Source organism: Rhizobium sp. RU35A, assembly GCF_900156005.1.
In the GTDB taxonomy this organism is placed as follows: domain Bacteria; phylum Pseudomonadota; class Alphaproteobacteria; order Rhizobiales; family Rhizobiaceae; genus Neorhizobium; species Neorhizobium straminoryzae.
The window spans coordinates 208953-222659 of record NZ_FTMR01000001.1; the positions used below are offsets into that span (position 1 = coordinate 208953).

Annotated in this window: 12 protein-coding genes; 11 read left to right on the forward strand and 1 reads right to left on the reverse strand. The window is 64.0% G+C overall.

What is annotated here, in order from left to right; translation table 11 throughout:
* Nucleotides 1–7: 7 nt before the first annotated feature.
* The 10 genes from purF to rarD all read left to right on the forward strand — a co-directional run bounded on the left by purF (nt 8) and on the right by rarD (nt 10991).
* Nucleotides 8–1498, forward strand: a complete 1491-nt coding sequence (purF, locus tag F3H95_RS01205) for an amidophosphoribosyltransferase (RefSeq protein WP_143128059.1) — start codon at nt 8–10, stop codon at nt 1496–1498.
* A 244-nt stretch (nt 1499–1742) separates the two neighbouring features.
* Complete coding sequence (locus F3H95_RS01210; RefSeq protein ID WP_143128058.1) at nt 1743–2483, forward strand: SDR family NAD(P)-dependent oxidoreductase; 741 nt, start codon at nt 1743–1745, stop codon at nt 2481–2483.
* Between the two features lie 27 nt (nt 2484–2510).
* On the forward strand, nt 2511–3398 hold the full coding sequence (locus tag F3H95_RS01215) for a DMT family transporter (protein ID WP_149744652.1): 888 nt from the start codon (nt 2511–2513) through the stop codon (nt 3396–3398).
* 260 nt (nt 3399–3658) lie between these two features.
* Nucleotides 3659–5164, forward strand: coding sequence for a cysteine--tRNA ligase (gene cysS, locus F3H95_RS01220; RefSeq protein WP_149744653.1), 1506 nt, complete (start codon nt 3659–3661; stop codon nt 5162–5164).
* Nucleotides 5165–5464: 300 nt separating this feature from the next.
* Nucleotides 5465–5944 (forward strand): GFA family protein, encoded by a 480-nt coding sequence (locus F3H95_RS01225; RefSeq protein ID WP_149744654.1) that lies wholly within the window; start codon nt 5465–5467, stop codon nt 5942–5944.
* A gap of 120 nt (nt 5945–6064) precedes the next feature.
* Nucleotides 6065–6529, forward strand: coding sequence for a GFA family protein (locus F3H95_RS01230; RefSeq protein ID WP_143128054.1), 465 nt, complete (start codon nt 6065–6067; stop codon nt 6527–6529).
* A complete protein-coding gene (locus F3H95_RS01235; RefSeq protein ID WP_244617841.1) occupies nt 6526–7005 on the forward strand; it encodes a GFA family protein in 480 nt (159 codons plus the stop codon). The genes F3H95_RS01230 and F3H95_RS01235 overlap by 4 nt, the downstream gene beginning before the upstream one ends.
* 1 nt (nt 7006) lies before the next feature.
* Nucleotides 7007–7963, forward strand: coding sequence for a prolyl aminopeptidase (gene pip, locus F3H95_RS01240; protein ID WP_149744656.1), 957 nt, complete (start codon nt 7007–7009; stop codon nt 7961–7963).
* Between the two features lie 262 nt (nt 7964–8225).
* Nucleotides 8226–9842 carry a citramalate synthase gene (cimA, locus tag F3H95_RS01250; RefSeq protein WP_149744657.1) on the forward strand — a complete coding sequence of 539 codons (1617 nt, stop codon included), beginning with the start codon at nt 8226–8228 and terminating at the stop codon, nt 9840–9842.
* A gap of 234 nt (nt 9843–10076) precedes the next feature.
* Nucleotides 10077–10991, forward strand: coding sequence for an EamA family transporter RarD (gene rarD, locus F3H95_RS01255; protein ID WP_149744658.1), 915 nt, complete (start codon nt 10077–10079; stop codon nt 10989–10991).
* Between the two features lie 52 nt (nt 10992–11043).
* Here the strand turns inward: rarD and F3H95_RS01260 are convergent, their stop codons facing one another.
* Nucleotides 11044–11664, reverse strand: a complete 621-nt coding sequence (locus tag F3H95_RS01260; RefSeq protein WP_149745075.1) for a TIGR00730 family Rossman fold protein — start codon at nt 11662–11664, stop codon at nt 11044–11046.
* 156 nt (nt 11665–11820) lie between these two features.
* Here F3H95_RS01260 and F3H95_RS01265 point away from each other — a divergent pair, with 156 nt between their 5' ends.
* Nucleotides 11821–13623: a LysM peptidoglycan-binding domain-containing protein gene (locus F3H95_RS01265; protein ID WP_149744659.1), complete on the forward strand. Its 1803-nt coding sequence runs from the start codon at nt 11821–11823 to the stop codon at nt 13621–13623.
* The last annotated feature ends 84 nt before the right edge of the window (nt 13624–13707 follow it).

The window sequence follows — 13707 nt, forward strand, 5'->3', positions numbered from 1 at the left end:
GCAGACCATGATTCAGCCGGTTTCGCATGATGTTTTCCACGATCTGGACGGCGATACGCTGCATGAAGAATGCGGCGTGTTCGGCATTCTCGGTCATCCCGATGCAGCCACGCTGACGGCGCTCGGCCTGCATGCCCTCCAGCATCGCGGCCAGGAGGCGGCAGGCATCGTCTCCTTCGATGGAAAGCAGTTCCATACCGAAAAGCACATGGGCCTGGTCGGCGATCACTATACCAATCCGGCAACGCTCGCGAAGCTGCCGGGGCCGATGGCGATCGGCCACACCCGCTATTCCACCACCGGCGAGGTGGCACTGCGCAACGTGCAGCCGCTGTTTGCCGAACTGGAAGTCGGCGGCATCGCGGTTGCCCATAACGGCAATTTCACCAACGGGCTGACGCTGCGCCGCCAGCTGATCGCCGGCGGCGCGATCTGCCAGTCCACCTCCGATACGGAAGTGGTTCTGCACCTCATCGCCCGCTCGCGCTACACCAACACCACCGACCGCTTCATCGATGCGATACGCCAGATGGAAGGCGGTTATTCCATGCTGGCACTGACCCGCACCAAGCTGATCGCCGCGCGCGATCCCACCGGCATCCGCCCGCTGGTGATGGGCGAACTGGACGGCAAGCCGATCTTCTGTTCGGAAACCTGCGCGCTCGACATCATCGGCGCGAAATATGTGCGCGACGTGGAGAACGGCGAGATCATCATCTGCGAGATCCAGCCGGACGGTTCGATCGAGATCGATTCCCGCAAGTCGCCGACCGCACAGCCGGAACGCCTGTGCCTGTTCGAATATGTCTATTTCGCACGGCCCGATTCGGTGGTCGGCGGCCGCAGCGTCTATGTGGCGCGCAAGAACATGGGCGTGAATCTGGCGCAGGAAGCCCCGGTCGAGGGGGACGTGGTGGTGCCGGTTCCCGATGGCGGCACGCCGGCAGCCCTCGGCTATGCGCAGGAAAGCGGCATTCCCTTCGAATATGGCATCATCCGCAACCATTATGTCGGCCGCACCTTCATCGAACCGACGCAGCAGATCCGCGCCTTCGGCGTGAAGCTGAAGCATTCCGCCAACCGGGCGATGATCGAGGGCAAGCGCGTCATTTTGGTGGACGATTCGATCGTGCGCGGCACCACCTCGCTGAAGATCGTGCAGATGATCCGCGATGCCGGCGCCAAGGAAGTGCACCTGCGCGTCGCCTCGCCGATGATCTTCTATCCGGATTTCTACGGCATCGACACGCCGGACGCCGAAAAGCTGCTCGCCAACCAGTATGACGGGGTGGACGCCATGTGCCGCTATATCGGCGCGGATTCGCTGGCCTTCCTGTCGATCAACGGCCTTTACCGCGCCGTTGGCGGCGAGGATCGCAATCCGGCCCGCCCGCAGTTCACGGACCATTATTTCACCGGCGATTATCCGACCCGTCTGCTCGACAAGCACGGCGAGGCGATGGGCCGCAAGGTTTCGGTGATGGCCAGCAACGGCTGACATCGGACAATCATCCCACCCCCCTCGGATCCACCCTGATCCGGGGGGCTTTTTTTTCGTCCGCGACCATCGCACCTCCCCTGCGTCATGCCGGCGCAACCCCTTGCGTGCGGCAGCCCCCTGTGACAAGCACGAGGTCTGACATGGGATCGGGAGACAGGCGGCGCCTGGCCACCGACCCGACGGACAAAGGCCCATGCGCGGGACACGCGGACGGCCGGGCAAAAGCACGGGTGGAGAATTCATGAGCATTGACCTGAAGGGCAAGCTGGCGCTGGTCACCGGCGCATCGCGCGGCATCGGTTACTTCACCGCACTCGCACTCGCAAAGGCCGGCGCGCATGTGATCGCCTGCGCCCGCACCGTGGGCGGACTGGAAGAGCTGGACGACCAGATCCAGGCGGCCGGCGGCACGGCAACACTCGTTCCCTTCGATCTCACCGACATGGCCGCCATCGACCGTCTCGGCGGCTCGATCTACGAACGCTGGGGCAAGCTCGACATTCTCGTGGCGAATGCCGGCATTCTCGGGGTCATCTCCCCCGTCGGCCATATCGAGGCAAAGGTGTTCGACAAGGTGATGCTGACCAACGTGACCGCCACCTGGCGGCTGATCCGCTCGGTCGAGCCGCTTCTGCTGAAATCCGAGGCGGGGCGCGCCCTTCTTCTTTCCTCCAGCGTCGCGACCGATGCACGCCCGTTCTGGGGCGCCTATGCCGCCTCGAAGGCTGCCGTGGAAATGCTGGGGCGCACCTGGGCCGAAGAGACCAGAAAGACGAAGCTGCGCGTCATCAACGTCAATCCGGGCGCGACCCGCACTGCCATGCGCGCGCAAGCCATGCCCGGCGAGGATCCGGACACCCTGCCGCATCCCTCCGACGTGGCCGGAAAGCTGCTGCCGCTCTGTGCGCCCGAAATGACGGAAACCGGCCGGCTGTTCATCGTGCGGCAGAATAAGTTCGTCGATTACCGCCTGCCGGAATAAGCACACTCCTGCCATCGAAGCCTTGCCATGCGCCCCCGCGATCTTGCCGCCTACCTGTTTCTCGCCATCGCCTGGGGGTTGTCCTTCCTGCTCCTGCTGAAGGTTGTGCATGCCTTCGGCTGGGTGGGGGCCGTCACCTTCCGCTGCTTCATCGCGGCAGCGATCCTGCTCCTCCTTTCCCGTCTCACCCGCCGCAGGCTCGCCTTCCCGTCCCGCCTGATGCCGCTCGCCGTGGTTGGCGCCACGACGGTTGCCGGCCAGTTGATCGGCCTTTCCTATGCAACACCCCGGATCGGCACGGCGATGGCGGCGATCTTCGTTGCCTCCATTCCGCTGTTTTCCATGGTGATTTCCAGGCTGTGGGGGCTCGAAGCCATCACGCCCACCCGCGTGATGGGGCTTGCGCTTGGCACCATCGGCCTTGTGATGCTGGTCGGCTTTCCCGCGGTTCCGGTCACCGCGGATTTCCTGCTCGGTTGCGCGGCCATGCTGTTTTCCACCTTCTCCGCCGCCTTCGGCAGCAATTATGCCAGCCGCTTCCTCGCCGGCACGGGCCCGTGGGAAGTCACCATCGGCGCCTTCTTCTCCGGCGGCATCATCGCGCTGCCATTGCTGGCGATCGTGCCGGTGCCCGGCATGCCGCAGCCGATCGACTATCTCTATCTGGTGGCGCTTGCGGCCGTGATGAGTTCGCTGACCTACGTGCTCTATTTCGGTCTCGTGGCAAACATCGGCGCGACGCGGGCGATCAGCGTGGAATTTGCCGTCACCGTGGTGGCGGTTCTCGTCGGCGCGCTGGTGCTCGACGAACCGCTGAGCCTGATGCAGATCGCCGGCGGCGGCGTCATCATCATCGGCTGCGCGCTGGTGCTCGGAATGATGCCGGCGAGGCAAAGGGTCCCGGCGCAGCCGTAACGGGACAGGCGCTCTCCCCGCAAATCCCGAACGGATATTTCACGCCGCCCGCGATCCACGCATGATTGCGCCTTGCCTCCCCTTGACCGTGGACGGGTTCAGCGCCATAAGCTTTCGCCCATGAACAACGGCCTCTGCATCATTTGCGGGAAAATTATTCGCTAGCGCATCGCTGGCCTGGCCGTTCTCGTCTCTCGATCTCCGCAGGAAGACACAGAACCGGTCCGGCCGGTTCCAGTTCGTTTCGGGAGAAGACATCGATGAGCCACACGCTCAAGCTCTACAACACGCTGACCCGTGAAAAGGCCGCGTTCCAGCCGCTCGATCCGAACAATGTGCGCATGTATGTCTGCGGGCCCACCGTCTATGACTTCGCCCATATCGGCAATGCCCGCCCCGTCATCGTGTTCGACGTGCTGTTCCGCCTGCTGCGCCATGTCTATGGCGAGGCGCATGTCACCTATGCCCGCAACATCACCGACGTCGATGACAAGATCAACGCGCGGGCGCTGCGCGATTTCGGACACAAGATTGCCGATGGCTCGATGAGCCTGAACGAAGCGATCCGGGCCGTGACCGGCAAGACGGAAAGCCAGTTCCAGGCGGATGTGAAGGCGCTCGGCTGCCTGGAGCCCACGCACCAGCCGCGCGCGACCGACAACATTGCCCAGATGATCGAGATCATCCAGCGCCTGCTGACCCAGGGCCATGCCTATGTGGCAAAGGGCCCGGAAGGCCACGAGGTTCTGTTTGCCACCGCCTCCATGGCCGATTACGGCCAGCTTTCCAAGCGCCGGCTGGAAGACCAGCAGGCGGGCGCGCGCGTGGCCGTCGAAGCCCACAAGATGAACCCCGGCGATTTCGTGCTGTGGAAGCAGTCCGCCGATACCGAGCCGGGCTGGCCTGCCGATTTCCTCTTCGAAGGCCGCAATTTTCCAATCTATGGCCGCCCCGGCTGGCATATCGAATGCTCGGCCATGTCCAACCGCTATCTGTGGGAAGAGATCAAGGACCGGCTGTCGCCGAGGGGGAAGGCCCACCCGCACCAGTTCGACATCCATGGCGGCGGCCTCGACCTGATCTTTCCCCATCATGAAAACGAGATCGCCCAGTCCTGCTGCGCCTATGACACCGACGTGATGGCGTCGGTGTGGATGCACAACGGCTTCGTGCAGGTGGAAGGCCGCAAGATGTCGAAGTCGGAGGGCAATTTCGTCACCATCAACGAGTTGCTGGAAACGGAAAAGTTTGGCGGACGGAAGTGGCCGGGCGAGGTGCTGCGCCTTGCCATGCTGATGACGCATTATCGCGAGCCGATTGATTTTTCGGTGAAGCGGCTGGAGGAAGCGGAACGCTTGCTGAAGCGATGGTATCTCCAAGCGCATAACTACACGCTCGGTGAGTATCATCCTGTTGATCGGGAGATCGTGGAGGCACTGGCAGATGATCTCGATTTTTCCTCAGCAATCGCGCGACTTCACGTTTTATCCAAGGCGGCGGAGGACGATGGCGCAGATGTTCTTGCTGCAACGCTGATTTTTTTGGGGTTTGAACCTAAAGCATCCAAGCCTGCGACTGTAGCAGACGAGGCGATTGCCGCCGGCATCGATGCACTCGTTGAGATGCGCCTCGAACTGCTGAAGGCGAAAAACTTCGCCGAAGCCGACCGCATCCGCAACGAACTCGCCGACAAGGGCATCCAGTTGAATGACAGCAAGGACAAGGAGACGGGCGAGCGGGTGACGACCTGGGAGGTGAGGCGGTAAAATTGAGGTTGGTGGCGTGAGTGGAGCGAGAAGCCCCCTCATCCGCCCTTCGGGCACCTTCTCCCCAAGGGGAGAAGGGAGGAGGAGCCGAACCGTCGGGGATCAAATACACCCACGGTGCGGTATGTCTCTCATGTCACACCTCGAAAACAGAGGTCGATCGCGGTCTAGACGAGGCGAAGTCGCGGCCGTTTCTCCCTTCTCCCCTCGGGGAGAAGGTGCCCGAAGGGCGGATGAGGGGAACGGCGCGATCCGCAAGAACCAGGTGATGAACAGAGGTCGAAACAGGGGGAGCATGGCATGAGCGAGATCCATACCGGCGGATGCCAGTGCGGCGCGATCCGCTTTCGCATGGAAGGGCAGCCGAAGGATGTGTCGGTCTGCCATTGCCGCATGTGCCAGAAGGCCTTCGGCGCCTATTATGCGCCGCTGGTCAATGTCGGCACGGCCGGCGTCACCTGGACGCGCGGCGAACCGAAGCGGTTTGCCTCCTCGAACTTCGTGCAGCGCGGTTTTTGCGAAACCTGCGGCACGCCGCTGACCTATGAGGCGCCGGACGGGCTGTCGCTCTCGGCCGGCAGTTTCGACGAGCCGGCAAGACTGCCGCCGACGATCCAGTTCGGCATCGAATGCCGGCTGCCCTTCGTCGACGGCATCCCTGCCCTGCCGGCGCGCGCGACGCTGGACGATCTCGACGACGCGCCCTTCCTGCCGGATATCGTCTCCCGCCAGCATCCCGACCACGACACGGCCGAATGGCCGCCGGAGCGACCGGCATGACCAATCCCAACACGAAGATGCCAGGATGGCTGCTCTACGGGCTGATGGCCAAGGGCGTTCTGGTAGCGGCCATCACCATCGGCATCGTGGCCTACGTAACACTGAGATAGGAGACGCGACATGGACGGGGTGTTTACGGGCGGTTGTCAGTGCGGGGCGGTGCGGTTCCGGGCGGAAAAGCTCGGGCGTCCCTCGATCTGCCATTGCCGCATGTGCCAGAAGCAGTTCGGCCATTTCTTCGGCGTCTTCGTGACGGCCGATCAGGCGCACCTGACCTGGACGCGCGGCCAGCCGAGCCTCTACCGCTCCTCGCAGAAGGTGCATCGCGGCTTTTGCAATCGCTGCGGCACGCCGCTCACCTATCATCATCCGAACGGCGTCGAGCTGGCAATCGGCGCCTTCGACCATCCCGAGCAACTGGAGCCGCAGATCCAGGTGAACCATCACCAGCGGCTGCCCTGGATCGACACCCTGTTCGAGAAGCCGGCCTTCACCAGTCCGGCCATGGAGGCCTTCTTCGCCTCCGTGGAAAGCTACCAGCATCCGGACCACGACACGGACCAATGGCCCCCGGAGGACGCATGAGCGCGCCTCTTTCCGGTGGCTGCCAGTGTGGCGCGGTGCGCTATCGCATCCGGGGCGTGCCGGCCAATCCGCATCTTTGCCACTGCCGCATGTGCCAGAAGGCCGCCGGCAATTATTTTTTGCCGCTCGGCTGGGTGGCGCGCGCGGATTTTACGCTGACGCGCGGCGAACCCGCCTGGTTCCACTCCTCCGGCATGGTGCGGCGCGGCTTCTGCGCCACCTGCGGCACGCCGCTGTTCTTCGAACCGCTGGGCGGCGATGGGCTGAATGTGACGCTTGGCGCGCTGGACGAACCGGAACGGGTCAAACCGGCCTTGCAATCCGGCCAGAACTCCCGCCTCTCCTTCTTCCCTGCGCTGGCGGACCTGCCGGAAGAGGCCGAGGCGATTTCCGCGGACTGGCTGGCTGCGGTCGCACAAAGAACCTGCCAGCACCCCGATCACGACACGGCCGACTGGCCACCCGAGGAAGACTGAGATGAGCGAACTGCGCAGCTACTATCCCGAGATCGAGCCCTACGAGACGGGCATGCTGGATGTCGGCGACGGGCACAGCATCTACTGGGAACGCGTCGGCACGAAGGGCGCCAAGCCCGTCGTCTTCCTGCATGGCGGGCCGGGTGGCGGCTGCAACGCCAACCAGCGCCGCGTCTTCGATCCCTCGCTTTACGACGTGCTGCTGTTCGACCAGCGCGGCTGCGGCCGCTCCACCCCGCATGCCTCGCTGGAAGCCAACACCACCTGGCATCTGGTGGCCGATATCGAGCGGCTGCGGCAGATGATCGGCGTCGAGCGCTGGATGGTGTTCGGCGGCTCCTGGGGCTCCACGCTGGCGCTCGCCTATTCCGAAACGCATCCCGACCGGGTGACCGAACTTCTGGTGCGCGGCGTCTACACGCTGACGAAGGCGGAACTGGACTGGTACTATCAGTTCGGCGTCTCGGAAATGTATCCGGACCGCTGGGAGCAGTTTGTCGCGCCGGTGCCGGAGAGCGAACGCCACGAGATGATGGCCGCCTATCACCGCCGCCTGACCGGCACGGACGAAGCGGAAAAACTGCGCTTTGCCAAGGCCTGGAGCCAGTGGGAAGGCGCCACCATCTCGCTGGTGCCGAACCCTCGGCAGATCGACAGCTTCGGTGAGGACCATTACGCCATCGCCTTCGCCCGCATCGAGAACCATTATTTCATGCATGCCGGCTGGCTGGAGGAAGGGCAATTGCTGCGCGATGCGCATAAGCTACAAGGCATTCCGGGCGTCATCGTGCATGGTCGCTACGACATGCCCTGCCCGCTGAAATATGCCTGGGAACTGTCGAAGCGCTGGACCGATGGCGAGTTGACGATCGTGGAAGCCGCCGGCCACGCTTTGACCGAACCCGGCATTCTCGACCAGCTGATCCGGGCAACCGACCGGTTTGCGGGAAAGAACTGAGGACTGAATACCCCCTCTGGCCTGCCGGCCATCTCCCCCACAAGGGGGGAGACCCATTGCGGCGCCGTCCTGCCCAGTTTGAAGGGGCCACGTCCGGGAGACGTGGCTGGGTGAGGCAGCAGCCGTTCTGCCGGTCTCCCCCCTTGTGGGGGAGATGGCCGGCAGGCCAGAGGGGGCTTTACGTCTGCAATCGCCGACGGAAGGTGGCGGCAGGCGGATGAGGGCATGGAAGGATGACAAGATGCCAGGGAGCGGCACGGACATGAGCAGGCAAAAGATCTACCTCTTCGACACCACCTTGCGCGACGGCCAGCAGACGCCGGGCGTGGATTTTTCCGTCGAGGACAAGATTGCCATTTCCAGGCTGCTCGACGCGTTCGGCATCGATTATGTCGAGGGCGGCTATCCGGGCGCCAACCCGACGGACACCGCCTTTTTCGCGCAGAAGCGTACAGAGAACGCGAAATTCGTCGCCTTTGGCATGACCAAGCGCGCCGGCGTTTCCGCCGCCAACGATCCGGGCCTTGCCGCCCTTCTGCAATCGAAGACGGATGCCATCTGTCTTGTCGCGAAGAGCTGGGATTATCACGTGCGGGTGGCGCTCGGCTGTTCGAACGAGGAGAACCTGCAATCGATCCGCGACAGCGTGGAAGCCGTGCGCGCCGCCGGCCGCGAGGCGCTGATCGACTGCGAGCATTTCTTCGACGGCTACAAGGCCAATCCGGACTATGCACTTGCCTGCGCCAGGACCGCCTATGAGGCCGGCGCGCGCTGGGTGGTGCTGTGCGACACCAATGGCGGAAGCCAACCCCGCGAAGTCAGCGAGATCGTTTCGGCCGTGATTGCCGCCGGCATTCCGGGCGATCATCTCGGCATCCATGCGCATGACGACACCGGCCAGGCCATCGCCAATTCGCTGGCCGCCGTGGAGGCCGGTGCGCGGCAGATCCAGGGCACGCTGAACGGCATCGGCGAGCGCTGCGGCAATGCCAATCTGGTCACGCTGATCCCGACGCTCGCGCTGAAGCCGGTCTATGCCGACCGCTTCGAAACCAGTATCGACCGCGAGCGGCTGACGGGGCTCACCGGCCTGTCGCATGCCTTCGACGAGCTGCTGAACCGTTCGCCGAACCACCAGAGCCCCTATGTCGGCGCCTCCGCCTTTGCCACCAAGGCCGGCATCCATGCCTCGGCGCTTCTGAAGGACCCGCGCACCTATGAACATGTAGAGCCGGAATCGGTCGGCAACCTGCGCAAGGTCATGGTGTCGGACCAGGGCGGAAAATCCAATTTCCTCAACGAACTCAAGCGCCGCGGCATCGAGGTCGGCAAGGACGATCCGCGCCTCGACCGTCTCATCACCATCGTCAAGGAGCGCGAGGCGGAAGGCTATGCCTACGAAGGGGCCGATGCGAGCTTCGAGCTGCTGGCCCGCCGCACGCTCGGCACCATCCCGACCTTCTTCGACATCGACGGTTTCCGGGTGATGGTGGAGCGCCGCTTCGATGCCAATGGCAAGCTGAAGACGGTTTCCGAAGCCGTGGTGCGTCTCGTCATCGATGGCGAACGCGTGATGTCGGTGGCGGAAGGCGACGGCCCGGTCAACGCGCTCGACCTTGCGCTGCGCAAGGATCTCGGCAAGTTCAACGCAGAGATCGAGGATCTCGAACTCGTGGATTACAAGGTGCGCATCCTCAACGGCGGCACCGAGGCCATCACCCGCGTTCTGATCGAATCCATGGACGGCGATGGCACCCGCTGGTGGACGGTCGGCGTATCGGAAAACATCATCGACGCCTCGTTCCAGGCGCTGATCGATTCGATCGTCTACAAGCTGATGAAGAACCGCCACATGGCCGGCAGACTGGCGGCGGAGTGACACTTCATCGCCTGCCGCACACGCCTTTTCGGACCGCATGGCCGGACGCTTCCGGCCACCACCAAACGGGGCGGCGATCAGCGGCAGGGGCAATTCATCAGGATGACGACGCACGGGACATTCGCGCGCGCGTCCATCGGATGAACCACATTGATGCAAGCACCAAACGAATGAATTGGCGGGAACCGGTTTTCCGGCCTATGGAGGGCGCCGGAATGAGAAAAGGGTAGTCCCATGGCAAACGAACCATCAACGGTGGCATCGCAGCAGACCGGCGATACGCCGCAGGGCTTTGCCTATGCGCTGGCCGCCTATGGCCTGTGGGGCATATTGCCGCTCTATCTGAAGGCGCTCGGCCATCTTTCGCCCTTCGAGGTGCTGGCGCATCGCGTCGTCTGGTCGCTGCCCTTTGCAGCCCTGATCCTGCTCGTCACCCGCCGTTTCGGCGATATCCGGGCGGCCCTGCGCTCGCCGCGCACGCTGGTGATGGCGACGGTGACGGCAAGCCTCATCACCGTCAACTGGTGCACCTATGTCTATGCCGTCGGCTCCGGCCATGCCATCGAGGGTGCGCTGGGCTACTTCATCAACCCGCTCTTCAGCATCCTGCTCGGCTCCATCCTGCTGAAGGAAAGATTGTCGCCACTGCAGATGGGGGCGATCGTGCTGGCTTTCGTCGCCGTCGGCATTCTCACCTGGGATGCCGGGCGACTGCCGTGGATTTCGCTGACGCTGACCTTCAGCTGGGGCATCTACAGCTTCCTGCGCAAGACGCTGCCGGTCGGGCCGAACCAGGGCTTCTTCCTGGAAGTGGCGCTGCTCAGCGTTCCCGCCCTGCCCTATATCCTCTGGCTTGAAGCGAGCGGCCAGGGTCACCTGACGCACGGAACCGCCATCGACAGCTGGCTTCTGGCCGCTGCCGGCATTGCGACCGCCGTGCCGCTGATGCTCTATGCCAACGGCGCCAAGCGGCTGCGCCTCTCCACCATCGGCATCATGCAGTATCTGACCCCGACGATCATCTTCCTGATTGCCGTCTTCGTGTTCCGCGAGCCTCTGAGCCCGGTCAAGCTGTTCGCCTTCGTGCTGATCTGGTCGGCGCTCGGCCTCTACAGCCTCGGCATGCTGCGCAACAGCCGCGCCGGCTGAACGACTGCCCCTGTCCGGACGCATGAGGCCGTCCGGACAGTCATCTCAGGCTTCAAAGGCGCGCGATCACGGCCTCGTTGCCGTCATCGACAGGCGCATCGCCCCACGCATCCAGGATGGCCGGCACGATATCCTCGACATGATCGATGATCAGTGGCTTCACCAGGTTGGCATTGTGGATGAAGCCCTGCGCCTTCATGTGATCGATCAGTTCCAGCATGGGGTTCCAGAAGCCACCGATATTGGCGAACACCATCGGCTTGCCGTGCCGGCCAAGCTGCGCCCAGGTCATGATCTCCACGATCTCTTCCAGCGTGCCGATACCGCCTGGCAGCGTGACGAAGGCATCGGCACGTTCGAACATCTTGTGCTTGCGCTCGTGCATGTCCTTCGTGACGATCAGTTCGTTCAACTGTCCGAGAGAATGGCGGGTTGCCTCCATGTCGACAAGAAATTCGGGAATGATTCCCGTTACCTCGCCGCCATGGGACAGAACGCCGGATGCCACCGCGCCCATGATGCCCTTGGTGCCGCCGCCATAGACGAGTCGCAGACCGTGGGCGGCGATGGACTTGCCCAGCGCCCGGCCGGCCGCGACATAGGCAGGGTCACGGCCGGGTTGCGAGCCGCAGTAAGCACAAATGGATCGAATTGGCACAGGAATCTCCGTAATGCAGCATGGTATCGGGCAAATCAGCCGCCCGAACCGGAAAAGTGACGGGAAATCAAGCCCTGGGCAAGCACAAAAGGGTTGTGAAACCTTGTTAACGGGGTGTGAAACCTGTAATTCCGTAGCATGCGACGGTCGTCCGTCTGGAGAGGGAAGAGAATGAAAAACCGCGCCGGCTGGCTGGCCATTTCCGTACTTGCGATTGCGACCCTGCTGATGGTTTTCGTCATCATGCCGCGGCTTTCGACGGATGACCAACCGGTGGGCCAGGTGATCAACAATGCCGGGCGGGAGGTCAAGGACGCGGTAACCCAAGGCGGCGATGCGGCCCGTACGCTGGTCGATCCGACCCCGGACAAGGCCCCGGCCGAGGCCGCGCAGGGCAATGCGGCCCCCTCTGCCAAGCCCTCTGCAGCCCCGAGCCAGACCGCCAAGGCAGAGCGCCCGCTGATCATCCCGACCTTCGACGTGCTGCGTGTCGAGCCCGATGGTTCCGCCGTGATCGCCGGCCGCGCCGAACCGGAAGCGCGCCTTGACGTGAACGACCAGGCCGAGACGGTCGCCACCACCACGGTCGACAAGAGCGGCGAGTTCGTGGCGATCCTCGACAAGCCGCTGGCGCCCGGCGATCACCAGCTTCTCCTGAAGGCAACCACCAAGGACGGCCGCACGGTGATTTCGGAAGAGATCGCCACCGTGTCCGTGCCGCAGGCAAAGGGCGGCGAACTGCTGGCCATGGTCACCAAGCCCGGCGAGGCCAGCCGCCTGATTGCTCTTCCGAACATCAACGAAGCCGCCAAGACCGAGCGTGTGGCGCTGGCCGGCGGCCAGAGCCCTGTCCCGCCGCAGCCTTCTGCCACCAGTCCTGCCGCACCGGCAACCGGTGGCGCCGAACCGGCCAGGACACCGGACGCGGCCCCGCAGCAAATGGCGTCGGCGCCCGCGACGGCACAGCAACCCGAAGCAGCGCCTGCCACCGGCAAGCCGGAACTGCAGGTCAGCGCCGTCGAGATCGAGGGGGACCGCATCTTCGTCGCCGGCATCAGCCGCAACGGCGCCCGCCTGAAAGGCTATGCGGACGGCAAGCTGATCGGCGATGCCACCGCCGGTGCCGATGGTCACTTCGTCATCGACGGCGTCATGCCGCTGTCGATCGGCGAACACCGCATTGCGGTCGACCAGATCGGTGCGGATGGCAAGGTCGTGGTACGCGTCGAGGTCCCCTTCATCCGCCCGGCCGGCGATCAGGTCGCAGCGGTTGCAACTCCGCAGACCAGCAAGACAGAACTCACCCCGATCGACAACGGCGCCTTCGACAAGCTTCGCAACGAGGTGTCGCGCGCCTTCCGCCTGCTGCAGAACCTCTATGCCAATGGCGCGACGCCGACAGACGAGCAGGTCGCGGCGGCCCGGTCCGCCACATCGATTGCCCTTCGTTCGCTGACCGAATACCGCCTGCCCGCAGAAGCCGACGCCAATGCGAAACTGATTGCCCAGAACACCACGCAGGATGCGGCAGCGGCGCTGAAGGCGCTCGACGCGCTTCCGCGCGATGTGACCTCGGTCGGCAAGGGCCTTGGTGCGATCGCCGACATGATTGCCCGCGCCGTCGGCCCCGTCCTGCCGAATGGCAAGGTGGCGCCGCTGCCGCCGGCGGCCGCCGAAGCCCAGCAGGTGCCGGGCGCCCGCACCATCGCCCAGGCGCCGCTGACCCAGAGCGAAGCCGCCTCGGTGATCATCCGCCGCGGCGATACCCTCTGGCAGATTTCCCGCCGCGTCTACGGCCAGGGCGTGCGCTACACCACCATCTATCTGGCGAATCAGGACCAGATCGCCAATCCGGACGTGATCCAGCCCGGCCAGATTTTTGGCGTGCCGAAGGATGCGATGCCGGACGGAGAAGCGGAGAAGATCCATCGCGAACGCCTGCGCAAGGGCGAGCAGCCCTCTGTGGTTCGCTGAGCCCTTCAGCCTGACGGCAGATGCTTCCCGCGATGGCGCGTTGCAATGCGCACGCGGCCGGCTTATGGGATAGCCTCCTTCCGG

What these genes read in the sequence shown, in the direction of transcription:
- F3H95_RS01215 (WP_149744652.1), top strand. Translation starts at nt 2,511, where the DNA reads ATGCGCCCCCGCGATCTTGCCGCCTACCTGTTTCTCGCCATCGCCTGG.
- pip (WP_149744656.1), top strand. Translation starts at nt 7,007, where the DNA reads ATGAGCGAACTGCGCAGCTACTATCCCGAGATCGAGCCCTACGAGACG.
- purF (WP_143128059.1), top strand. Translation starts at nt 8, where the DNA reads ATGATTCAGCCGGTTTCGCATGATGTTTTCCACGATCTGGACGGCGAT.
- rarD (WP_149744658.1), top strand. Translation starts at nt 10,077, where the DNA reads ATGGCAAACGAACCATCAACGGTGGCATCGCAGCAGACCGGCGATACG.
- cimA (WP_149744657.1), top strand. Translation starts at nt 8,226, where the DNA reads ATGAGCAGGCAAAAGATCTACCTCTTCGACACCACCTTGCGCGACGGC.
- F3H95_RS01230 (WP_143128054.1), top strand. Translation starts at nt 6,065, where the DNA reads ATGGACGGGGTGTTTACGGGCGGTTGTCAGTGCGGGGCGGTGCGGTTC.
- F3H95_RS01265 (WP_149744659.1), top strand. Translation starts at nt 11,821, where the DNA reads ATGAAAAACCGCGCCGGCTGGCTGGCCATTTCCGTACTTGCGATTGCG.
- F3H95_RS01225 (WP_149744654.1), top strand. Translation starts at nt 5,465, where the DNA reads ATGAGCGAGATCCATACCGGCGGATGCCAGTGCGGCGCGATCCGCTTT.
- F3H95_RS01235 (WP_244617841.1), top strand. Translation starts at nt 6,526, where the DNA reads ATGAGCGCGCCTCTTTCCGGTGGCTGCCAGTGTGGCGCGGTGCGCTAT.
- cysS (WP_149744653.1), top strand. Translation starts at nt 3,659, where the DNA reads ATGAGCCACACGCTCAAGCTCTACAACACGCTGACCCGTGAAAAGGCC.
- F3H95_RS01210 (WP_143128058.1), top strand. Translation starts at nt 1,743, where the DNA reads ATGAGCATTGACCTGAAGGGCAAGCTGGCGCTGGTCACCGGCGCATCG.